Raw genomic sequence first — 23,952 nt, 5'->3', positions numbered from 1 at the left:
ATCCTCCCTCAAAATTTATCAAATAATTGAGATTTCTGCCAAAAATTCATCAATCAAGCTAGAACATCTCTGTCCTTCACTCGGAAGAAACAAGGTATCAAATGAAAATATCTTGTCCTGAAAAGGCAATTGAATCATGACTGCCATTCCCCATTCTGGACGGTCCAATGTTCTTTTAAGTGCTTGGTGTCCATCTATATTAATAACCTCATAATTGCCTGATATCTCTTTAGAGTACCTATCTGGATCGTTGATTCTATCAACAACGCTCCGAAATGTTGCTTCATGATATTCTATTAAGGCACTAATCCCACAACCACCCGTCAAAAGCCCGGACTCACTCACTGTTGCGTCTGGACTAGTAAAATTCACTATCCACTCATCCGACCCTATTTCTTTTTTCTCAACATTCCATCCTTCTGGCGCTTTGAAAGTTATTCCAGCATGTTTGTTTTCCACAATCTTGCCATCTGGCCCGTCTTTTATAACATAATATTTCGGCGCTTCAAATTTAACTCCTGGCGTCACCCTATTTTTGTCCTCACTCAAGCCCCAATACAATAAAACGCCAATTATGGCTAAAGTAAAAATCCCCAAAACAATAAAAAGATAAAATTTCTTTTTCATAATTTTAATTAAAATAAGGATATTAAAGAAGGATATTAAAAAAAGATATTAAAGAAGGATATTAAAGAAGGATATTAAAAAATTGTAAAGCATTTTATGGATTAAACCAAATAAAAACATCAAAACATCTGTGGATAACTTTCCCCCAAAAATTACCCGCCCAGGGCGGGTTGTGAGAATCCTCAATACTGGCGTGACTTCCGCCATTTCACGAAAATTACGAGGCCCGGCCTCGTAATCGTAAAAATTGAATAAATTTTGAGCCAAAATTACTCTAAAAAATATTAAAAATGAATTATTCTGAAAAATGAAATAAATTATTCTAAGAAATCTACTTTGTCCATTCCTCTGGAAAAAACACTTGATTTAGATGATATCCAAGAATTTATTTCCTTCTGAATATTTTGTTCTCCATCAAACAATTTCAAGAAAAAATCTTTTTTAACTAAAGATGAAAAATTATTTTTTCCCAAATAATCCCAGTAGCTTGACCAGCGATAATCTTTTTCTAAAAAATCTGTGGCCTGTTTAGAATCTACAACTTTCCAAGATTTCCATTCTGGTTCCACCATCTCAACCGGATTCGTTTTTATATAAACAAAATTATTTCTTAATTGCACTTCTGTCTGAATAAGCTTAGCCCTGAATCTTCCCTCAAAAAGAGATCCTGTTCTTTTGTGTTTTTTATTAAAATAATACGCATAACCGCCGAGTTTTCTTGTGTAATTTGTTATGCCATTTTCCGTCAACTGGCGGACAAGGATATGAAAATGATTATCCATGAGAGCAAACGCATGAATTTCGACTAATGGATTTTTGGGTTTATAGTCCATTTTTAACAATTCTTTCTGTTTTTTCCAAAAAGCGCGAGATTGCCAAGGCGATGGCGCTGTGTCGTTAAAAACCAATAAACTATTAACAAAACGAAGGCGATCTTCATTATCTAAAAAAATTTTGCGCCTATCATTTCCTCGCTCTATAATATGGTAAAATTCACCATTAATTAATTCGGTTTTTCTTCTCGGCATACATATATAATACCCTATAATAGAGTATTTTTAATAATTAATACCCTGTGGATAACTTTCCCCCAAAAATTACCCGCCCTGGGCGGGTTGTGAGAATCCTCAATACTGGTATGGCTTCCGCCATTTCACGAAAATTACGAGGCCCGGCCTCGTAATTACTCTTTTAAGTTTTGCCGAGAAACGATCTCGGCAGATTTTATATTAAAAAAAGAAAATAGAGGCAGGGGTCTGCCTCTTGGCGGGTTTCTCGGAGATGACTCTACAAGATAGTTCTCGGAGATATGCATATGAGAAAGCGATGAGGTTGTCAAAGAACGATTGAGTTTTCCTTTCGGGGCGCCGTAGGCGCCCCGATAATGGTCGAGTAGAAGATTCTCGTAACACCGAGTCCTGCTATGTAAATCCTGAAACCGAGACAATCATTGTGCATCACCTCTTGTCTATGCTCTCTACCTCTATCAACTCCTCTTCGAAGTCAATCACCTCCCATACAGAGATTCCATCACTCAAGATTCTTGAGTTCAGGCCAAAAAATCCGAGTCCTTCAGATTCTCAAACCTAAACTCAATTATTTTATTCTAACTCCTTCTCTTTTCTTTGACAATGGTCTTAAAGAATTAAAAATGATTTTCCCTGCTTTTGCGGTCAAATTAACTGTCTCCCCTTGTTTTGTTTCCCCAATCACAATTTTCAAGGAAAGCGGGTCAAGAATAAATTTCTGGATTACCCTTTTTAATGGCCGGGCTCCCAAATTCATATCAAATCCCTTTTCCGCCAATAATTCTTTTACTTCCTTGTCTGCTCTCAATTTTATCCCTTTTCTCTCAAGCCGTTTTGAAACCTTGGCAAGCTCAAGCACAACAATTTCCTGAATCTGACTTTTACTAAGATAATTAAAGATAATCGTCTCATCAACCCTGTTCAAAAACTCTGGCCTGAAACTTTCTTTCAATGCCTCATTAACCCTGTCCTTCAAGGTTTGATATTCTTCCTTATCATCATTTATAAAGCCCATTGTGCCCATTTTGGCAATATATTCCGAACCAAGATTAGAAGTCATAATAATAATAGTATTTTTGAACGAGACAGGTCTGCCTTTTGCGTCAGTGAGCCGTCCGTCCTCTAAAATTTGAAGCAAAATATTAAAAACCTCTGGATGAGCTTTTTCTATTTCATCCAAAAGTAAAACACTATAAGGCCTTCTCCTTATTTTCTCTGTGAGCTGTCCAGCTTCTTCATATCCGACATAGCCCGGAGGCGAACCAATCATCTTAGATATGCTGTGGCGTTCCATATATTCTGACATATCCAAACGAATCAAGGCGTTCTCGTCATTAAATAAAAACTCTGCTAATGCCTTGGCTGTCTCGGTTTTTCCGACGCCAGTGGGACCTAAAAATATGAACGAACCAAGTGGCCTATTCTCTTCTGCAATCCCTGCCCGACTGCGCCTAATGGCATTAGAAATAGCTTCTATCGCCTGTTCTTGACCTATTACCCTGCGAGAAATAGAACCTTCCATTCTTACCAACTTTTTAGCCTCTTCTTCTAATAAATTGGTAGCTGGAATCCCTGTCCAACGCGAAACCACTCGGGCAATATCTTCTTCCCCGACATCTTCTTTTAAAACCTGATTCTTTTTTCTAAAATTTGTAAGCTCCTGTTCTTTTTTCTGAATCTCTTTTAGAACATTCGGTATCAATCCGTATTTAATACGCGCTACTTTTTCCAAATCCCCTTCGCGCTCCGCCACCTCGGCCTCAAAATCCAATCTTTCATTATCTGTTTTTAAAACTTTCAAAACCTGAATTAAGTCCTTCTCTATTTTCCATTTCATCTCCAGGGCTTTCTCTTTTTCTTTCAAGTCAGCCAATGCCCGGAGGCAAACAGACAATCTCCTTTTTGAAGCAGAATCCTGCTCATTTTTTAATGCCTCTTTTTCAATGGTCAACCGTTGCATTTCTTTCTTCACTTCCTCCACTTCTGCTGGCTCTGATTCCATTTCCAAGCGCAACCCAGAGGCGGCTTCGTCCATTAAATCCACTGCTTTATCAGGCAAAAATCTATCTGCAATATATCTGGCAGAAAGTTCGGCAGCAGCAATCAACGCAGAATCCCTTATTTTCACGCCGTGATAAAGCTCGTATTTCTTCTTAATGCCTCTTAAGATCGCAATTGTATCTTCTATGCTCGGCTCAACAACAAATACAGGCATAAATCTTCTTTCAAGAGCTGGGTCTCTTTCAATGTATTTCTGATACTCTTTCAAAGTGGTTGCCCCGACTGCTCTCAATTGCCCGCGGCTAAGCGCTGGTTTCAATAAATTAGAAGCGTCAATCGCACCCTCTGCCGCTCCTGCTCCCATAACAGTATGAAGCTCGTCTATAAAAAGAAAATACCGGTCTTTGGCGCGTTCAATTTCCCTTAAAAGCGCTTTCATTCTTTGTTCAAACTCTCCGCGAAATTTTGTTCCTGCAATCAAAAGGCCTAAATCAAGGGCAATAATCTCTTTATTCTTCAAACTCTCCGGAGCATCCCCTTTTATAATCCTTTGCGCCAAGCCCTCAACAATAGCTGTTTTGCCAACGCCTGCCTCGCCTATTAAAACCGGATTATTTTTTGTCCGCCTGGAAAGAATTTGAATTACCCTTTTAATTTCATTCTCTCTGCCAATCACCGGGTCAAGCTTTCCTTCTTCAGCCAATTTAGTGAGATTTTTACAATATTTTTCAATCACTTGATATTTTGACTCTGGGTCTGGGTCAGTGATATTCTCCCCGCCCCTTATCTCTGATAAAAGTTTCAAAATAGCATTATAATCAAGGCCTACTGAACCATAAAAAGACAAGATATTTTTTGCTTCGGAAACAACTTCGAGCAAAGCAAGGAAAAGATGCTCCACTGAAATAAATTGGTCTTTCATCCTGATTGATTCTTTTCTCGCCCTATCAAGAACTGCTGCCAAGTCCTGGGTTAAATAAAACTGGAGTCCCATTGGCTGGTCTTCAAAATCGTCAAGATTTGGCAGATTCTTTCTTAATTTAATCGCCTTAAGTATTTTATTCTTTAAATCAGGAACAGCAATCTTTAGCTTACGCAAAATAGTAAACACTATCGTGTCTTCTTGGCTAACCAAAGAATACAAAAGATGCAGCGCGTCAATCTGCTGCTGATTTTCTTTTCGAGCTAATGACTGTGCCATCAAAATGGCTTGTTGAGCTCTTTGTGTAAAATCTCCACCAGGATTTGCAAACATAAGTTAAAATAATTAATTTAAATTCCTGTTCATTCTCTTAATTTAAGCTCAAAAAACACCAAAAGTCAACCTTAAAAAGGCCAATTATCAGAAATTTTTTGTTTTTACTCCTTTCTTTCGCCAAGTATAACTGTAAGAGTTATGTCCTCTTTGTCTCTCAAGATTTTGAGATTTACAGAATCATTCGGGTTATAATCCAAGATAATCTTTGCCAATGGATTCTCTGAAGTAATTTTAACGCCATTGAATTCCAAAATAATATCGTTTTTCTTAATCCCTAATTTGGCAGCCGGACTGCCGGAAACAACAGCTATTTCTGTGTCTTTACCTAAAGAATCCTTGCCAATCCATGCCCCGTAATCAACAGATAAATTATTTGCCTCGCTGATTTCTTTGGTAATTATAGTGTAAGAGATGCCCAGCCATGGATAAACAATTGTCCCTGTTTTTTTGACTTGGTCAATATCTCTCTTTGCCATATTGATAGGTAAACTAAAACCAATATTCTCTCCACTGGAAGAACGGGCAACATTAATTCCAATTACCTCGCCAGCAAGATTCAAAAGCGGACCGCCGGAATTTCCCGGATTAATTGCAGCGTCTGTTTGGATAATACCTTCCAAATTTTCGCTAAAACCTTGTCCGCCAGTAGCTGTGATGTTTCTGCCTAATCCAGAAACAACTCCAACAGAGACAGTGTTTTGGAATTCTCCTAAAGCATATCCAATTGCTATTACTGTTTGCCCTATTTGTAAACTGGAAGAGTCGCCTAATTTCACAGTAGGAAATGTTTTTCTCTCTGCTTCAGGAGTATCTGATTGGTCAACTTTAAGCACTGCCAAATCATAGAACGGGTCTTTTGCTAAAATTTTAGCAGGATATTTTGAACCATCATTGAAAAAAACTGTGTATTCCGCATCCTCTTCAAGAGTAACATGTTTATTTGTTAGAATTGTGCCGTCTGAAGAAATAATAAATCCAGTGCCACCGCCAACCTGTTGTTTCTCTGTACCGTTTTCGCGATATTGTGGAACAAGAAAATCAGCGCCAAACGGCCAGTTTAATCCGCCAAAAGGGTCAATATAGTATTTTTCAAGAATCGGGACATCTTTGCTGATAACAATACTCACAACTGCTGGAGAATAATCCTTGACTGCTTTTATAATCTTCTGCTCCTGGGTTGTCTGGGGGATATAGTTATTTTGAATTGTCGCGCCTTTACTGATAATAGGAATACCTTGCTGTTCAAAAATATCAATAACCTGATTCTGCCAATAATAATTAGTAAAAACAGCGCCTGCGCCACCAGCGACAATGGCCACAAGAATTATCAAGACAGCCAAAAATCCCGGCGTGGCTTTTATTTTGCCTTTATTTTTTGCAATTCCTTTAAGTTTGCCCAAATTTATTTTTGGAAAACTAAAATTATCTTTTACAGGATTTTTGCTTTTCCAGAAATTATTATTTTCATTTTCCTCCATTTTATTGACCAGCCATTTCAGTTTTTTTTATTGCTTTCAACGGCTGATTTAATTAATGGTTAAATAAAGATGATATTGCTCTGACAATATATGGCAGAAAAATATATGCTCCCACTGTACCAGCGCCAATGATGGCCATTAATACTGCGCCAGCTGCCAGGTCTTTGATTTTCCTGATTTCGTCATTATGATTTTTATCTATCAAATTAGTTACTCTTTCTACTTGAGTATTCATTAACTCAATACTCAGGACCAAGAAAACGCACAAAGTTATTATCGCTCTTTCCTGCAAAGCAAGCGGGAAATAGAGCATAAAAAAGACCACTATTAGTGCAATGATTACTCCGATTCTCACAGTATTCTCCTCTTTAATCCCTATGCGAAGACCGATAAAAGCAACTCGGAAGCTTTTCAATAATTTTTTAGGATTGATTATCATAATTTTTTGGGTATATATTATTTTGATACTTTCTAAAATCGTTGTCAAATAAATCATGGCGGTTTAATAGCTTCTCGATGCCAAAAAGAAGGATTCGACAACGCCCTAAAATGAATTTTATAAAACCCTAAAAAAGCTTTTCAGGGCTGTGGATAACTCTCCCCCAAAAATTACCCGCCCCGGGCGGGTTGTGAGATTCCTCAATACTGGTATGGGTTCCGGCGTTTTACGAAAATTACGAGGCCCGGCCTCGTAATTTCCTGAAATGCTTAATTTTATTAAAAAATCGCGTTATAAAACGCTATGAAATTTTATTAAATAATTGAGATGGAGAAAAAAGACACTAAAAGTTTTATTAAGAAAACGAGATGGAAAACGCTATGAAATCTTGCTTGGAAACATTACTGCAATAACAAATTTTTTATTTCATCCCAGATTTCGGGCTGGTTTTGTTTTTCTTTCATCCAATACCACCACTCTGACCCCCAAAAATAGAAAGTATCTGTTCCAGTATTTTTGGCAAATTGGATTATTCCTTTCAATTTCTGAAAATTTACGGATTTTTCCTGTTCTTCTAAGGGAGAATCGTATAACAAGGTCGGGCCCCACGGCTCTGCCTGAAGCTCAACGCAAATAACTTTTTTATCAAAAAACTTATCTATCAACCAAGATTTTCTATTATAAAAAATAGCTGGAAACGGCGGTCTAAAATAAATTTTGAAACCGCTTGCCCATACAACTCTGTAAAGGGTATGCCCAACAATATCGCCGTGCCTTGCGGCCTTGAACCAAAAAGGGAATTCCCCGCTCTCGCTAATTACTATGGGCCTTTTGTTATAATCAAGCGCCCTAACAAGCCCGACTTCCTTGTCTAAAAATTCTTCTGTTATTAATGGACAATTCTCGCCAAATGGGAAAAAGGGCTCATTTTCAACTTGCCACATTTTAATTGCAGGATAATCTCTGTACTTTAAAATTAACTGCTCCAAATACAATAAAATGCTTTCTTCTAATTCTTCTTCTCCCATGCTCTTGGCCCAATCTGGAATATGGCATTCAGGCCATCTTGGAACTTTTTTGCCAATGACCAAAAGGACTTCTGCGCCCCCTTTCTCTGCCTCCTCAATCTGCCAATCCAAATCAGTAAAATCAAAAACTCCAGGCTCTTTTTCTATTAAATCCCAGTAAGCGATTAATTTTAGGTCTTTAATCTGTAAATCGTCTAAAATCGCAAGATAGTTGGCTTTCCAGTCCAGTCCAAGAAGCTCGGCGTGTTTTTGGGAGAACACAACTCCCCAAGTAATGTTCTCGGCCGGAGTGGCTTTACCCACAAACAAAAACACGAATATGCCGACTATGAGAGTCAAAAAAATAAAAAATATAATTTTAAATACTTTAGGCATTTTTAAATGGTCAATAATATTAATCCTGCGACTATTAGCAAGATAGCGAAGATTTTTTTGATAATAATTTCTTTAGAAACCTTATCAGCCAAAAATTTCGGAAATTTATAGGATAGAATAATAGTAAAAATCAAAAGAAACACATATCTCGTTCCTTCCATTGCGTTGATAAACGCAAGATAGGAAATTGGAGCAATGAAAATCGCAAGATTCTGTAAAACTCCGGCGCCAGCGCCGATAATTTGGTTGGAGATAAACAAGAAAGCGATTTTAGGTTTCTTCAGAAAAGACGATAATTTTGATTTCTTTTTCTTGAAAATCTCCCCTCTTACTTCTTTGGAAAATAAAAACAAAAGAGCGATTAAAAGCCCACCAACTTTTATCCAAATTAAGCTGGAAATAAATGGCTGAGAAATATAAACCAATTTTGCAGTTGAAAAACTCAAAGCAAATAAAAAGGCGGTCAAACAAGACAAGGCAATGCTCTGTTTGGTAACTTTTTTCTTCTTTTCTATTCCTATGAATATGCTTCCCAAGACCAACATAGCAAATGCCAAAATTTTTACTGTGCCAATAGGAACTAATGGTTCATTCGCTTGCCAAGAGAAAAAATAACTTATGCCAAGGGTAAAAATCGGCAGAATTCCGCCGATTGCTGGAATCACTCTTGATGCCTCAAACAATCGAAGCGATTCAAATAATCCCAAAAGCGCAAAAAACCAAAGAGCCCCTGAAAGCAAGGCAATCAATAATGTTAATGAATCAGGAATTGTAAAACCGAATGGAGCCAAAATAAAAACAAGAATACCAAACACGCTTACGAAAAAAGCGTAAAGCTTTGGCTTGGCAAGAGGACCAGTCAATAAAAAGTCATCAATAACTGCTGTTATTGCCAAGAGAAAATAAGCGATGATTGCAAAAATTATCCAAAGCATATTTTATCTGTTGGTTCAAATGAAATATCCGAGCTGTTACTAACCTTCTATAAGTAATTGATTATTTTTACAGATTTCAGAATAAAAATGTGCACTCAAGCGGGGTTTTCTCTCAAGGGTTTTATAATCAATTTCAATCAATCCGAATCTTGGTTCAAAACCATCAGCCCATTCAAAATTGTCCATTAATGACCAATAAAAATATCCTTTAACATCAATTCCTTCTTGTATTGCTCTGTGGATATTTTTAAAGACCTCTCTTATATACCACTCTCTGTTTTTATCTTCTGAATCAGCCAATCCGTTTTCCGTGATATAAACTGGCTTATTATATTTTTTCAAGTCCTTTAACAGATAATAAATTCCTTCTGGATATAATTCCCAACCCATATCAGATGTCTTTTTGTTTTCATTCTTTATTTTAAAAGGAAACCGGATTTTAAAATGCATATAAAAATTCAAGCCAATAAAATCCGTATCATTTTTTATCTTATTCAAAAAATATCTATTTTGCCACCAATTAAGAAGCCCTACGACAAATCTATCCAATAAATTTTTATATGGCTCAAGATAACTGTTATTTTTAACTATGCCTACTGAAATCCCTTCTCTGCCAAATGCTTTTAATAATTTATAAACACTTTTATGGGCCTTGATTAAATTATTGACCACGCGAACATATAAAAATATATTCCTTTTTTGGGGTGGCCATAATTTTTGAAAATAACCTAGGCCGGAAAACACCATCGGCTCATTAATGGTTGCCCAAAAATTAACCAAGTCCTTGTATTCTCCGAACATTTTCGCAGAATATCTCGTAAAATATTCTATTGATTTTTTATTAGCAAAACCGTTGATTTCTGCCAACCATTGTGGAAGGGTAAAGTGATGCAAAGTCACCATTGTTTTAATCCCCCTCTGCTTCAGAGCCAATAATACCTTTCTGTAATGTTCAATTTCGGCTTTATCAAACTCACCTTGCCTTGGCTCTATCCTTGCCCATTCAATTGAAAAACGATGGACATTTTGGTTCAATTTTTTCAATAAATCAAAATCTTGCTCAAAACGGTTGTAGTGGTCGCAAGCAATTCCAGCAGGTCCATGCCCTGGTTTAGGCGGATTTATCTCCCAATCAGAAAACTTATTCCCGCCCTCAACCTGATAAGCAGAAGTAGCGCTTCCCCATAAAAAATTATCTGGAAATTTCAGAACCATTAAATCCCTAATTTTAACTTAATAATTTTTGACGCTGATTGATTTATCCTTTCTTCGCTTATTCTACCATTTTCAACTGCCTTGATAAGCGCTTCTATTCCATCACTTGCTGGCAAACGCCAACCCGAGAAAATCAGAATATCAACACCTGCTTCTACTGGCAAAGAAACAATATCTTCTAATTCATATTTATTCAATAAAGAATTTTGGTCCAAATCATCAGAAATTATTAAAATTTCATTTCCTAGTTCTGATTTCAAAAAATCTATTCCTTTTTTGGAAAACGAAAAAGGCATATATTCATCTATGCTTTTATAAACAACATTAGCAGTCATCACCATTTCTGGCTTGGCAGACATTGCCTCTTTGAATAATCCTGTGTCAGGAACTTCTTCTTTGACTGCCAATTTTTCCTCTGGATTAAAATCAATATTTCCATAACCAGGAAAATGTTTGATTGCTGTAAAAATTTCAGTGTTTTTCTGACCTAAAATCAAGTTCTTTACTAAATCACCGACATCCTGCTGGCTTTCTTTGAACGAACGGCCATAAATAAAATCGCCTTGCTTTGTCTGGTCCAAAAGAGGCGCAAGATTAAGAGAAATACCGGACGCCCGCAATTCCTGTGCCCTGCTAAAGCCAATTTTAAAAGCATTTTCCGGATTCTCAATCGCGCTTTGGCTGGTCTGTTCCTGAATAAAATCAATCCTATTGATTTCACCCCCTTCTTGGTCAACAGCTATGAATAATGGTATGCCAGTATCTTGCAGAGCTATCTGTTGAAGCCCATCCACTAATTTCAATAACTGTAGCCTGTCTTCTATGTTCCAGCCAAGAAGCAAGATTCCTCCGGGGTGAAGTTCCCTTATCATCAACTTTATATCTTGAGTAAGCTCTTTCCCTTCAAAACCAATGATAAAAAGCTGACCAACTTTCTGTTTTAAGCTTAAATTGGTCAATAAAAAATCCTTTGATAATTTTGTGATATCCTCTGACTGGCTGTAAAGATTAACCAAAAATATAGCCATCACCAGAACTGCTATTAGAATAATAACTGAAGCAAGTTTCATTCTTTCATTATCTCATTTTTTCCAACTTTCTAAAACCCTGCGATTTGGAATCTGTGGTCTTTTTTCCAGCGGATAACTAAATAGCTCAAAAATAGATAATAAAAGATAATCCAGGTCCAGGAGATTTTCAGATTGATTGACGAAAAAGACAGGGAAGCGAAAAAATTAGAAACAATCTGGAGATAGGAAAGAATAATGTGGCAAGGGAAAACAAAAATCAAGGCAAAAATTCCTGCAAAAAGTCCGCAAAGCGCGGAAAGAAAACCAAAAACCAAAATAAAGGGCAAAAGCGGGAGAATTAAAACATTGGTTATCGGCGCCACTAATGAAATGTATCCGAAATTAGAGATTAAAATGGGCAGAGTAAAAATCTGGGCAGCCAAACTCATTGCCAGAACATTTCTTAATTCCAAAACATTTGGAATCCTCCTGAGCCATCGAGAAAATACTGGAAATAAATAATTTATTCCCATCACAGCTAAAAAAGAAAGCTGAAATCCAATGTCTTTTAAAAGAAACGGGTTAAAAGCAAGCATCACTGCTCCGCCAAACATAATCGCTCTTGCAGAATCATTTTGCCTTCCGAGAATTTGTCCCAATAAATACAAAAACCCCATAATTCCAGCTCTGATGGTTGAGGCCTGAAAACCAGTGAGGATTATGAATAAAAGAATTAGAATAACAGTGACTGCAAACGCTTGTTTTCTCCACAATCCGACTGCTAAAAGAGCTGACATTAATATATTGGTCAATATCATCACATGCATCCCAGAAATTGCAGTAAGATGGCGAATTCCCGCCTTATTTAGTGTTTCCTCTAACTCTGGACTTAAGCGCGATTTATCCCCTAATATGATTGCTCCTAATAACAAGCTCTTGTCTGCGGAAAAATTCCTATAAATACTTTGCCTTAGATTGTTCTTCGCTGTTAAAATTGTTTTAAAAAATTTCTGAAAAATAGAAAGCTGGTTTTCATTTTCAACGACTTTGACTTCCGGCGAAAAGCTAACAGCAAAAATTCTTTGCCGAGATAAATATTCTTTATAATCAAATTCCTCAAAATCTGGTGGCTCTTCGATTTTTCCTAAAATTTCAACGCGCTGGCCATATTCGTATTGAGGATAAAATGGAACAAAAGCCAAAATCCTCTCTTTAACTTCAATTTTTTCGTTGTTTATTTCTTCCAATTTTACAACTATTTTTTGGCTTGTCTGGCTTATATCCGGTTCTTTAATAATGGTCCCGAGTATTTCTTTTTCCGCGCCAAAAAATTTTTCAACTTGTTTCTCAAAATCATTCTTCTGAAAATATTCTATCCTGACAAAACCAATAAAAAGAAAAATTAAAGAAATAATAAAAACCCATTTCGATTTCTTGACAAAGAAAAGAGAAATCAAAGATAAGAAAAGAAAAACGCCTCCAACAAGCCAGAAAGCGTTCTGTAAAACAAGTCCAATTAAAATTCCGATTATAAAAAAAACACAGGAGCAAAAAATGATTTTAGAAACAAATGCATTACCTGATTTGGCAGACATCAAAATGAGGCGTTATTTCTTCCTTCAATTTTTCCAAATATCCGTCCTGAAATGGCCTAACCTTGGAAAGCTTGGAATCTATAATCTTGCCTTGCGACTGAAAATTTTGCAAAAAATATTTTGGCGCAGGAGAAATCCATTTTACTATTTCCAAGACATCTTTTCTCTCCACCAAACCAGGGACAAGAGTAGTCCTGAACTCAAAATCAATCACTCCTTTTTTTAATAATTTTATGCTTTTTTCTATCTGCCCAACATCAATATCCGCGCCAACTACTGCCTTATATCTCTTTTTTGGCGCCTTAACATCCATTGCCACATAATCGAGCAAATTCAATTCAATCATTTGTTGCAATATTTCCGGCCGACTCCCGTTGGTATCCAGTTTTATCAAAAAACCCATGTCCTGAATTTTTTCTATAAAATCCGGGAGGTCATCATAAATAGTCGGCTCGCCTCCGCAAATCACCACTCCGTCCAAAAATCCCTTTCTTTCTTCAAGAAATTCCCAAATCTTTTCTTCGGAAATACACTGATGTTTTTTAATCTCTTCTACTAAAACCAATTCTGGGTTATGGCAAAATCCACACTTAAAATTACAACCGCTGACAAATATGGTAGCGGAAACCTTTCCAGGATAATCAATAAGCGTGGATTTTTGAATGCCGCCTATCTTCATATTTTGAGATTAAATGCTTTCCTATCTTTAAACTCCTGTCTTTTCCCTACATTGAACTGATTTACTGGGCGGAGATATCCAACAACTCTTGAATAAACTTCGCACGACTGTTCTACAATGCACTTTGGACATTTGAAATGTTCGCCAGCTATATATCCGTGAACTGGACAGATGGAAAAAGTTGGCGTCAATGTAATGTACGGAAGCTTAAATTTAGTAAAAACATTTTTTACTAATGACTTAACCGCTTCAGCGCCTGATAATCGTTCTCCGGCAAAAATATGTAAAACCGTGCCTCCAGTGTATCTGCATTGTAATTCATCTTGGAGTTTTAACGCCTCAAAAACATCATCAGTATAATTAACGGGCAATTGGCTGGAGTTGGTATAATATGGGACTTCTGTAGTGCCAGCAGTAATGATATCCGCATATTTTTCTTTGTCTTTTTGCGCCAAGCGATATGCAGTGCTTTCAGCTGGCGTTGCTTCCAAATTATACATATGCTCTGTTTCTTTCTGATATTGCAAAAGTCGTTCCCTCATAAAATCCATTATCTCTAAACCAAATTTTCTTCCGTTGCCAGAAGCGATATCTTCTCCCAAAAAATTGACGAGCGCCTCATTCATCCCGATTAATCCTATGGTAGAAAAATGATTGGCATAGTACGCGCCCCTGGCTTGCTTAACCCCGTTTAAATAGTATTTTGAGTAGGGATAAAGCCCCTTTTCAATATAGTTTTCTATTGTTTTTCTTTTGATTTCTAAACTTTCTTTAGCTAAATCCATTGACTTGCCAAGCTGTTCAAAAAAATCTTTTTTTGTTTTGGAAAGATAGCCAATTTTCGGAAGATTAATAGTGACTACTCCAATGCTTCCAGTGAGCGCCCCTGCGCCAAACAATCCTCCGCCACCACGGTTGTGAAGCTCTTTCATATCCAGCCGAAGGCGACAGCACATTGATTTGACATCCTCTGGGCTCATATCAGAGTTTATATAATTTGCGAAATAATTGATTCCGTATTTTGCCGAGGCCTCAAATATTGAATCAAAGGTCGGGTCATCCCATGGAAAGTCCTTGGTTATATTTATTGTCGGGATTGGAAAATGAAAAGGCCGACCATATCTGTCTCCTTCAAGCATAGTCTCGTATAGCGCCTTATCAAAAATTCTCATCTCTTCCTCAAATTCGCCGTATGTTTCCTTTTGCGGTTTCCCTCCCCAAATCACAGGTTGCTTTGCAAACACTGAAGATGGTTTCAAATCCAATGTTATATTTGAAAAAGGGTTTTGGAACCCCACTCTCGTAGGCACAGCCATATTGAACAAAAATTCTTGCAACGCCTGCTTTACCTGCTCATAATTTAAATTGTCATAACGGATAAATGGCGCCAAAAGCGTGTCAAAATTCGAAAACGCCACCGCTCCTGCTATCTCTCCCTGGACTGTATATAGAAAATTTACCACCTGTCCTAAAACAGCTCGGAAATGCTTGGGTGGTTTTGATTCCACCTTGCCCTGCGCTCCGCCGAATCCACGCAGTAAAAAATCATACAAATCCCATCCCGCGCAATAAAGTCCCAGAGTGTCTAAATTATGGATATGAAAATCATTATTCTCAACCGCTTGCCTAATTTCCTTTGGATAAATTTTATTCAGCCAATATTTTTTAACAATATATGAAACGCCATAATGATTAAGGCCCTGCAAAGAAAAAGTCATATTGGCATTTTCTTTAACCTCCCAATCAAGGCGCTCGAGATATTGGTCAACCCTGTCAACCGCTTCTTCGCTCGTAGCAACAGCCTCTCTTGTTATCCTTCTTTGTTCTCGGTAAAGAATATATGCCCTTGCTGTTTCAGTAAGATTCTCGGCAATCAAAACCTCTTCCACTATGTCCTGAATCTGCTCAACACTTGGAATTTCGGCTTCTTTAAAGCGTCTATCCAAAATATCCGCTACTTTTTTGGAAAGTTTTTTAGATAAAACGCCATCTGCCTGCCCAGTTGCAGTAATGGCTTTATAAATGGCCTTTGCTATTTTTTCTTTCTCAAAATCAACAATTGACCCGTCTCGTTTTTTAACTTTTGTGATTTTTGCCATTAACTTGATAGGACAAACTTGCCCCTTGATAGAGCAAGCATTATATTTAATGTCTTTATCTTACCTTAACTCCTAATTTTGGTCAAAAAGCGATTGGTTGTGGAAAAGTCAATTAACTTTTACAATTTCATACCTAATTTTGCCTTCGAAATTTTTTAAAATTACTTCATCGCCTTTTGTCTTTCCCAATAAAATTTCTCCAAGAGGTGATTTATAGGAAATTTTTCCACTTAAAATATCTGATTCATCTGGTCCAACAACTTGAAACTTCTCCTTGCCATTTTTTGATTTAAGCCAAACCATTGAACCAATCTGAACTTCTCCTTTTGGAGCATATTCTTTGTCACACAGTTCCGCTGTAGCGACAACTTGCTTCAATTCTGAAATCCTACACTCTAAAAACCCTTGAGCGTCCTTTGCCTCGTGGTAAGCGGCATTTTCCTTGAGGTCGCCAAATGAAATAGCGTGCTTCAATGTTTTGGCAAGCTCTTTTCTTTTAGTGTTTTCAAGATAATCTAATTCTTTTTTTAATTTTTCCAAACCCTCTTGTGTCAAATATCTTGGCATAGGCATTATAAATATTCTGTTGTTTTATTTTAGCAAAAAATCACTTGTAAAGCGATTTTTGTTGGCTCGTTTTTAGCAAAAAACCGCTAACAAAGCGATTATAGTATTACAAAAATTACCCGCCCCGGGCGGGTTGGGAGAATCCTCAATACTGGCGTGGGTTCCGGCGTTTTACGAAGTTTACAAGACCAAGTCTCGTAATCTTACGATTTTCGTTAACGCACTATTTCTTTTTTGGTTTTCTTGGCATTATGCCTCTTTTCTTCAATTTTCTCCCAAGCCGTTTTTGATTTGCCCATCCAATTCCCATTTTTTATTTTATTTTATTTTTATTACTCTATGACCTTTGTTTAATTCTATCAAAAAAACACTTATTTTAATAGTGCGCGCCCCATTAATTGGCCGCACGCGCCCTTTATATCTTGCCCGAACTTAAATCGTTGAATAACATTGATGCCACTTTCTCTTAAAATCTTTTTGAATTTATTAATTTTTTCCTTTGAAGACGGCTTGTATTTATCGGTTTGATTATAGGAAATCAAATTGACCATATAAAGGGGCTTGTCCAATAATGCGACTAATTCGTGAGCATTTTTCTCCGAATCTGTGACATTATCTATCATTAAATATTCAAACATAACCTTACGGTTGGTTTTTTTTATATAATAATCAACTGCTGATAAAATCTCCTTAATTTGATATTTTTTATTAATCGGCATTAATTTCGTCCTCAAATCATCGTTCGTGGCGTGCAATGAAATCGCTAAATTAATCTGAAGGCCTTCTTCTGAAAATTTTTTAATCTGTTCAGGCAGTCCAACAGTAGAAACGGAAATTTTTCTCGCAGCCACACCAAACCCATGCTTCTCGTTTATTATTCTTATCGCAGCCATCACTTCATCATAGTTTAAAAACGGTTCTCCCATACCCATAAAAACAATGTTGGTTACTTTTTCGTTTTGCGATTGTAAATAACGATTCCAAAACAAAACCTGCTCTATAATTTCAGAAGCGGTCAAATTCCTAGTAAAGCCACGCTGACCTGTTGCGCAGAATACACAACCCAAAGGACATCCGACTTGCGAGGAAACACATACTGTTTTTCTGCCATCCTCATGTCTTATTAAAACTGTTTCAATTATCTCTTTATCTATTAAGACAATGAGCGCCTTGCTGGTACATTTGTCCTTACTATGATAAATTTTGCCGATAATTTCTAATGGACATAATCGTTTTAATTTTTCGCGCAAAATCGATGGGATAACGGTTGCTTGGTCCCAATTCTCAATTAAATTAGAAAATATCGCCTTTTTTGTCTGTTTAAGGCGATATTCTGGTTCATTTTTTAATATTTCTTCCAATACATTCAAATCCATAGGGCTGTAAATAAAATTTTGATATCAATCACTATCCAATTCCTGCTGCTATCAAAGTGATTTTAACTTCATTGGGTTTGAGTTTCCTATCTTCTATCGCCCCAAAAATAACACGAGTGGCAGAAGAATTCTTGGTTATAATCTTGGCTGCCTGTTGAACCTCTGCCAAAGACAAATTCTTTCCACCAGTAATATTGAACAAAACCCGGTTCGCGCCTTGAATACCGAAGTCCAAAAAAGAAGAATGAATCGCCATCTCGGCTGCCTTCACAATCTTATCATCTCCCTCTCCTGTTCCTACACCAAAAAGGGCATTGCCCGAATTACTCATTACTGCTTTAACGTCCGCAAAATCAACATTAATAATTCCTGGCCTGACTATGAGGTCAGATATGCCCTGCACTGCCTGTCTCAAAACCTCGTCGCAAATCCAGAAAGCTGAAAGAAATGTGGTTTTCTCGTCTATCCGGGCGAGGAGCTTATCATTGGGGATAACAAAAAGAGTATCCACCATATTCTTTATTTTTCTCTGTCCAATTTTAGCAATTGTCCTCCTCTGTGCTCCTTCAAAAGAAAATGGCAATGTAATTGCCCCGATTGTAAGAGCTCCTGTTTTTTGAGCAATTTCAGCTACTATCGGAGCTGCTCCTGTTCCAGTGCCACCACCCATACCGCAGACAATAAAAATAATATCGCCTCCTTCCAGCGCTGTCTCTATTATTTGCCGACTTTCCTCGGCTGCCTCTTTGCCTATCCTTGGATTCATGCCAGCCCCAAGTCCTCGGGTCAAATTTTTTCCTATTTGAATCTTTTTATGCGCATTTGTTTTCTTAATATCCTGCGCATCACAATTAAGTGCGATTAGTTCTACGCCCTGAACTTTACATTTTGCCATCCTGGAAATGGCATTACATCCAGAGCCGCCTACTCCCACTACTTTTATTCTTGCTCCTGTTTTCATTGTTCGAAAATTAAGGAATAAAAATCTTAAAAAACTTTTTAGCTTTAAATAATAATTCGTTAGGTGTGCGCCCGCCCTCTTCTTTTAACCCATTCAGTACCAACCCGCATAAAACGCTATAACCCAAATCGTCCTCCAATCCAAGAAAATTCTTGATAGCGCCTTTTCGGATAGGCAATTTTAATTCGCCTTTTACGAAATTAATTATTCCGGGCAACTTAGAACCACCCCCAGCCAAAATCACACCAGCTGGGAGCGCTTCTTGTTTTCCTATCTTCTTCAACTCCTTATCTACCAAATTAAAAATTTCTGTTAATCTGGCCCGGCCTGCCTTAACCATTTTCTTGGTATCAAAAACAAAATCCTCATCTTTATTTATACTAATTTTTTCCTTTTTCGTCTTATTCTGGAAAATATATGACCCAAATTTACTTTTAATCTCTTCTGCGATATTAATGTCTGCCTGTAAGGCAATAGCTATATCTCTTGTGATGTGAGCAGACCCAACTGGCAAAATGGCTAAATGAATCAAGTTTCTATCCTCAAAAACCGCAATTCCGGTTGTTTCAGCTCCGATGTCTACAAGCACTGCTCCCAATTCTTTTTGCTGGGGAGTCAAAAGCGCCTTGGCAGATGCCAAAGGAGATGGGATGACTTCAGCTATTTTCTCAACTCCTGCTGCCATTACTGTTTCAACAACCTTATTTAAGTAAGGAGAAAATGCGCAAATTGCTAAAGCATTTACCTCTAGCTTTATTCCTTTCATGCCGACAACATCTTCAGACCCGACCTCGCTGTCAACGATGAATTCCTTGGGGAAGATGTCCAAAATTTCCTGATTAGAGGTGAGCCGAGAAAGAATATCTGTTTTTGCTTCTTCTTTCACCCTATCTACATCATCCGGAGAAACCCTTTGGTCTGCTCTGGAAATCGCCACTGCGCCGTGCCCTTGTTCGGATATAATATGGGCACCTCCGATATTAATAAAAACCTCCCTTATGCGATGGGGACTAATCTCGTTATTGAGTTTTGTTAAAACATGATTGATTTTATCAGAGACAACATCCGCGTCTATTACCACCCCTCTCTTCATTCCATCAGACAGCACGCTCGCAACCGAAAGAACTGCAATATCTTCTCCATCTCTTTTTCTCTGGGCAACCATTCCTTTTACATACCCAGAACCTATATCAAGTGCGCTTACTATATTGTGGGTCCGAGCCATATTTCTATTTCTTAAAAAAGTTTAAATATTCTTGCTCTTTGGCCTGCATCTTTTTTGCCTCTTTTAGATTCTCGTGGTGATTACCCAAAAGATGCAAAAGACCATGAATAAAAATATGCGATAAAGCATCTTTTTTATCAAAATCAATTTCCGACGGACAAATCATTATTTCTCCCAAGCCCTTTGGCAAACCAGCCAACTCCTCTGAATAGCCATCGCTCGCAAAAGACAATACATCAGTGGGCTCATTTTTGCCTCGATAAATGAAGTTCAATTCTGTAATTTTTGCCTTATTTGCGAAAACCACGGACAGATCCAATTCTTCGCCTGGTCTCTCTGTTTTTAAAATCTTTTCTCCTATTTCCATTAATAACCTTTTGTTTATGGAAAATTTGGTAAGGTTATTGATTTCAATCATATAATAGGACTATTTAGCCAATAACTCTTTTACAATTGCGCTCACAATTCCCCCGTCTGCCTTGCCTTGAATTTTTAGCATCAAAATGCTCATTATTTTGCCCATATCCTTTATTGACTCTGCTTTAGTTTCTTTTATCGCTTCTTCTACCAATTTTCTAATTTCCTCTTCTGGCATCTGCTCTGGCAAATATTGATTCAAGATTTCTATCTCTTCTTTTTCTTTATCAGCCAAATCTTGTCTCTTGCCTGTTTCAAATTGCCCTACTGCTTCTTTGGATTTTTTAATAAAAAAGGAAATTATCTGAAGAATCTCTTGGTCTGTGAGCCGACTTTTTTCAATGATTTCTGCTTCGTCCTTGGCATCTTTTATTATTACCCTTTTTTCTTTCTCTTTTTTGATTATACCATCTAAAAGAAGGCGTAAAACAGAAAGCTTTCTCTCTTGATTGTTCTTGAGAGATTCCTGTAGGTCTTTTTGAACTTTTTCTCTTAAATCCATAAAATTTAAAGCTTGCCCATTTTTTCCATTTTTTGGTATCGCTCTTTTGTCGCTATTTTCCTTAGAGCAACCTTTTTCTTCAGCCCTTGGCTCATTGGGCGGATGATGTATCTAGATGCTTTCGCCCTATAAACCAAACCGCTCCTGCGGAGACCCCTTATAAACCGACTCACCAATTGCCGGCTGTTTTCTCTTTCTTCTTTTTCAACAAAAAGCCCTGACATATAATTAATTTATTACTGTTTTAATTTTTTCTTCAATTCCCCGACGACCTTATCTATTTTAACCGATGTCTGTCTGCCATCAGCCATATCCCTAATGATAATCATATCTCTGCTCGCTTCTTCTTCGCCGATAATCAAAGAATATAATGCTTTTGATTTATCAGCGCCCCTAAGCTGGGCAGACAAAGATTCTCTGTCAAATAACTCTGCTACTGATATGCCTGCTTTCCGAAGGTCCTCCATAAGTTTCAACGACCTAATTTTGGCAATATCTCCAAGCTGGGCTAAAAATACTTGCGGTCCCGGAATTTCAGCTGGACCTAAATTACGCTCCTTCATTATAGTAATAATCCTCTCAACCCCAGCAGCAGCTCCGCAAGCAGGAATATTTTTTCTTGAAAAAAGCTTGACAAGATTATCGTATCTGCCACCGCCGACTAAACTTCCAAGTTGTCTGCCAAGTTCATCCTCCGCGATAATTTCAAACACGGTTCTCGTGTAATAATCCAATCCCCTCACTAAACAAGGGTTTAAGCTGTATGGCAAACCCAACTCATCTAAAAATTCCAAAACCTTTTTGAAATGATTATGGCATTCTTTACAAAGATGGTCAATAATTTGAGGAGCGCCGAGAACTATATGTTTACACCTTTCCTGTTTGCAATCCATTATCCTTAAAGGGTTCATCTTGAGCCGCCTTTTGCAATCTGCGCATAAAGAATGTTCGTTTTTCTTTAAATATCTTACTAAAAGTTTCTTGTATTCGCCTATACATTCCTTGTCTCCAATGCTGTTCAGCTCAATAATTAATTTTTTAATCCCAAGGGCTTGAAGGATGTTATAAAAGACATAGATAATCTCCACATCCATTATCGGGCGTTTGGAACCGAAGGCCTCTATGTTGAATTGGTGAAACTGGCGATACCTGCCTGCTTGCGGTTTTTCGTGTCTAAAGACCGGACCAAAAGAAAACATTTTGACTGGCTGTGGCAAGCTTATCATCCCATGTTCAACATATGCTCTTGCCATAGATGGAGTAAACTCTGGCCTTAGAGTTAAAGAATCTCCGCCCTTGGTCTTGAGCGAATACATCTGTTTCTCCACTATTTCTGTGGCTTCTCCTGTCCCTCTTTCAAACAGCTCGGTTGATTCTAAAATCGGTGGAGTAATTTCTTTAAACCCATAAAATGAAGAAATTTTTTCTCCAACTCCGTAGACCTTCTTGTAAAACGGCTGATTCTCTGGGGTGATATCAAACATCCCTTGAGGCGCCTGAATTTTATTACTCACTTGTTTGCCTGTCATGTTATTATTTGTCCATAAAAACACTTAATGGCCATAACCGAAAAGCGCTTCTTCCGATAATTAAGTCCCTGTTAACTGGACCAAATGACCTTGAGTCCAAAGAAACATTGCGATTATCTCCTAAAACAAAATACTGATTATCTCCAAGCATTGTCTCAATATGGCCCGCGGTTTTGCTATCAGTAGACAAATATTCTGATTCGTCCAAGATATAAAACTCTTCATCATCATTTTTTATAAAAATCTGGTTGTCAACAATTTTTATCGTCTCTCCTGATAAACCAATTACTCTTTTTATTAGTCGCTTGCTCGTGTCATTCGGATTATAGAAAACTATCACATCGCCCCGACCAGGACTGCCCAAACGATAAGAAATTTCATCAACTATAAGATAATCATAATCATGAAAATTTGGCTCCATGCTGGCGCCGCTTACAAAAAACGGTTGAAAAACAAATGCCCTGATAGGCACAACTATTATCAAGGCCACAATGCTTATCTTGACTATCTCCCAAATAAAAAAGATGATTTTTTTCATAATCCGAATTACAATTTAGTGATGATTTAATAATTGTAGACCAAAAGCAATGTTTTGACAACAAAAGAAGAGCGGGGGCTGGCTGGATGGCAGTCCCCGCATCAAGAAGCATAAGGTTGCGATGGTTAGAAAAACTCCTTAACCCTATGCTTGATTACCGAGGTTTGACTACTTGATATGCGAAGGTGGGGCCCCTCACAAATATGCATCTCGCCACGCAACACGCATGCGCGAAGAGTATCCATTCTTTGTGATTCATGTATCCATGCCAATTCCTCTGGCGCAATATCGCTGTTATCGCCACTTGTTGAAACTAATTCTTCCGAATCCTTCTGTGCCATGCAATACCCCCTTCACCTTTAAGCGGATTTCTCGTTGTGCTTGAATGAGCTGTGTACTCCTGCCTCCTACAGGAGATTTCTGAATAGTATTTTTACTATACGCCTAAACTAGCCAAAGGTCAACAATGTTGGGGGCGGACCCTAACAATTAAATTGCTTGTTTTTTTGAAATGAGTATATAATGAAAGAATGATTTTAATAATCGGGCTTGGAAACCCGGGCCTAAAATTTAAAAACACCCGTCATAATATTGGATTTGAAATCCTGGACCAAATAAGAAAAAATGGTGATTTTTCTGTTTGGGAAAATAAAAAGCGGTTAAAAGCAAAAATTTGTGTCGGGGAACATGGAGACAAAAAATTGATTTTGGCAAAACCCCAGACATTTATGAATAATTCCGGCGAGTCATTAAAACTGCTAACCGCTTTTTACAAAATACCAATCAGCGAACTTTGGGTTGTGCATGATGACATTGATTTGGAATTCGGGAAAATAAGAATCAAAAATGACTCTGGCTCTGGCGGACACAAAGGAATTGAGTCAATAATTTCTTGTTTGGGAACCAAAGATTTCAAACAATTTAAAATAGGAATTTTGAATAAAAAAAAGGGCAAAATAGATACAAAAAAATTTGTTTTGCAAAAATTCACAAAGCAAGAATTGGGACAATTGAAAGACATAAAACAAGAATCAATTTTGTCTTTATTCTCCGCCCTGTAAAATTACACC

23 protein-coding genes are annotated in these 23,952 nt (G+C 37.4%); 1 reads left to right on the top strand and 22 read right to left on the bottom strand.

The window, feature by feature from the left end; genetic code table 11:
* Positions 1-18 precede the first annotated feature (18 nt).
* The 22 genes from KJ562_02555 to KJ562_02450 all read right to left on the bottom strand — a co-directional run bounded on the left by KJ562_02555 (position 19) and on the right by KJ562_02450 (position 23,223).
* A complete protein-coding gene (locus KJ562_02555; GenBank protein ID MBU3964575.1) occupies positions 19-627 on the bottom strand; it encodes a hypothetical protein in 609 nt (202 codons plus the stop codon).
* Positions 628-944: 317 nt separating this feature from the next.
* Positions 945-1,655: a transposase gene (locus KJ562_02550; protein ID MBU3964574.1), complete on the bottom strand. Its 711-nt coding sequence runs from the start codon at positions 1,653-1,655 to the stop codon at positions 945-947.
* Between the two features lie 568 nt (positions 1,656-2,223).
* A complete protein-coding gene (locus KJ562_02545) occupies positions 2,224-4,911 on the bottom strand; it encodes an AAA family ATPase (protein MBU3964573.1) in 2,688 nt (895 codons plus the stop codon).
* A 104-nt stretch (positions 4,912-5,015) separates the two neighbouring features.
* Positions 5,016-6,392, bottom strand: a complete 1,377-nt coding sequence (locus KJ562_02540; GenBank protein ID MBU3964572.1) for a trypsin-like peptidase domain-containing protein — start codon at positions 6,390-6,392, stop codon at positions 5,016-5,018.
* A gap of 52 nt (positions 6,393-6,444) precedes the next feature.
* Positions 6,445-6,831 carry a diacylglycerol kinase gene (locus tag KJ562_02535; GenBank protein MBU3964571.1) on the bottom strand — a complete coding sequence of 129 codons (387 nt, stop codon included), beginning with the start codon at positions 6,829-6,831 and terminating at the stop codon, positions 6,445-6,447.
* A gap of 401 nt (positions 6,832-7,232) precedes the next feature.
* Positions 7,233-8,234 (bottom strand): hypothetical protein, encoded by a 1,002-nt coding sequence (locus tag KJ562_02530; protein MBU3964570.1) that lies wholly within the window; start codon positions 8,232-8,234, stop codon positions 7,233-7,235.
* Positions 8,235-8,236: 2 nt separating this feature from the next.
* A complete protein-coding gene (locus KJ562_02525) occupies positions 8,237-9,169 on the bottom strand; it encodes a hypothetical protein (protein ID MBU3964569.1) in 933 nt (310 codons plus the stop codon).
* Positions 9,170-9,208: 39 nt separating this feature from the next.
* Complete coding sequence (locus KJ562_02520; GenBank protein MBU3964568.1) at positions 9,209-10,384, bottom strand: glycoside hydrolase family 1 protein; 1,176 nt, start codon at positions 10,382-10,384, stop codon at positions 9,209-9,211.
* Entirely contained in the window at positions 10,384-11,454 is a 1,071-nt protein-coding gene (locus tag KJ562_02515; protein ID MBU3964567.1) for a hypothetical protein, read from the bottom strand. Before KJ562_02515 ends, KJ562_02520 begins: the two co-directional genes overlap by 1 nt.
* Before the next feature lie 29 nt (positions 11,455-11,483).
* Positions 11,484-12,989, bottom strand: a complete 1,506-nt coding sequence (locus KJ562_02510; protein ID MBU3964566.1) for a ComEC family competence protein — start codon at positions 12,987-12,989, stop codon at positions 11,484-11,486.
* Entirely contained in the window at positions 12,970-13,668 is a 699-nt protein-coding gene (locus KJ562_02505) for an anaerobic ribonucleoside-triphosphate reductase activating protein (GenBank protein MBU3964565.1), read from the bottom strand. Before KJ562_02505 ends, KJ562_02510 begins: the two co-directional genes overlap by 20 nt.
* The gene (locus KJ562_02500; GenBank protein MBU3964564.1) at positions 13,665-15,767 is read right to left on the bottom strand and encodes a ribonucleoside triphosphate reductase; all 2,103 of its coding nucleotides are present in this window, start codon (positions 15,765-15,767) and stop codon (positions 13,665-13,667) included. The genes KJ562_02505 and KJ562_02500 overlap by 4 nt, the downstream gene beginning before the upstream one ends.
* A gap of 108 nt (positions 15,768-15,875) precedes the next feature.
* A complete protein-coding gene (gene greA, locus KJ562_02495) occupies positions 15,876-16,340 on the bottom strand; it encodes a transcription elongation factor GreA (protein MBU3964563.1) in 465 nt (154 codons plus the stop codon).
* 365 nt (positions 16,341-16,705) lie between these two features.
* On the bottom strand, positions 16,706-17,710 hold the full coding sequence (gene rlmN / locus KJ562_02490) for a 23S rRNA (adenine(2503)-C(2))-methyltransferase RlmN (GenBank protein ID MBU3964562.1): 1,005 nt from the start codon (positions 17,708-17,710) through the stop codon (positions 16,706-16,708).
* Between the two features lie 31 nt (positions 17,711-17,741).
* Positions 17,742-18,671 (bottom strand): cell division protein FtsZ, encoded by a 930-nt coding sequence (ftsZ, locus tag KJ562_02485; GenBank protein MBU3964561.1) that lies wholly within the window; start codon positions 18,669-18,671, stop codon positions 17,742-17,744.
* 10 nt (positions 18,672-18,681) lie between these two features.
* Positions 18,682-19,896, bottom strand: coding sequence for a cell division protein FtsA (gene ftsA / locus KJ562_02480; protein MBU3964560.1), 1,215 nt, complete (start codon positions 19,894-19,896; stop codon positions 18,682-18,684).
* 4 nt (positions 19,897-19,900) lie between these two features.
* Complete coding sequence (gene ybeY, locus KJ562_02475; protein MBU3964559.1) at positions 19,901-20,314, bottom strand: rRNA maturation RNase YbeY; 414 nt, start codon at positions 20,312-20,314, stop codon at positions 19,901-19,903.
* A gap of 9 nt (positions 20,315-20,323) precedes the next feature.
* Entirely contained in the window at positions 20,324-20,815 is a 492-nt protein-coding gene (locus KJ562_02470) for a GatB/YqeY domain-containing protein (protein ID MBU3964558.1), read from the bottom strand.
* A 5-nt stretch (positions 20,816-20,820) separates the two neighbouring features.
* Positions 20,821-21,039 carry a hypothetical protein gene (locus KJ562_02465; GenBank protein ID MBU3964557.1) on the bottom strand — a complete coding sequence of 73 codons (219 nt, stop codon included), beginning with the start codon at positions 21,037-21,039 and terminating at the stop codon, positions 20,821-20,823.
* 12 nt (positions 21,040-21,051) lie between these two features.
* Positions 21,052-22,344: a histidine--tRNA ligase gene (hisS, locus tag KJ562_02460; GenBank protein ID MBU3964556.1), complete on the bottom strand. Its 1,293-nt coding sequence runs from the start codon at positions 22,342-22,344 to the stop codon at positions 21,052-21,054.
* A 4-nt stretch (positions 22,345-22,348) separates the two neighbouring features.
* Entirely contained in the window at positions 22,349-22,882 is a 534-nt protein-coding gene (lepB, locus tag KJ562_02455) for a signal peptidase I (GenBank protein ID MBU3964555.1), read from the bottom strand.
* 125 nt (positions 22,883-23,007) lie between these two features.
* Positions 23,008-23,223: a hypothetical protein gene (locus tag KJ562_02450; protein MBU3964554.1), complete on the bottom strand. Its 216-nt coding sequence runs from the start codon at positions 23,221-23,223 to the stop codon at positions 23,008-23,010.
* 189 nt (positions 23,224-23,412) lie between these two features.
* Between KJ562_02450 and pth the strand changes: the two genes are divergently transcribed.
* Positions 23,413-23,943 carry an aminoacyl-tRNA hydrolase gene (pth, locus tag KJ562_02445; GenBank protein MBU3964553.1) on the top strand — a complete coding sequence of 177 codons (531 nt, stop codon included), beginning with the start codon at positions 23,413-23,415 and terminating at the stop codon, positions 23,941-23,943.
* Positions 23,944-23,952 lie beyond the last annotated feature (9 nt).

Source organism: Patescibacteria group bacterium, from assembly GCA_018900835.1.
GTDB lineage: Bacteria > Patescibacteriota > Minisyncoccia > Minisyncoccales > PEYH01 > PEYH01.
Note: the sequence above shows the minus strand (reverse complement) of the source record. Positions and strands in the feature narration are given on the sequence as shown.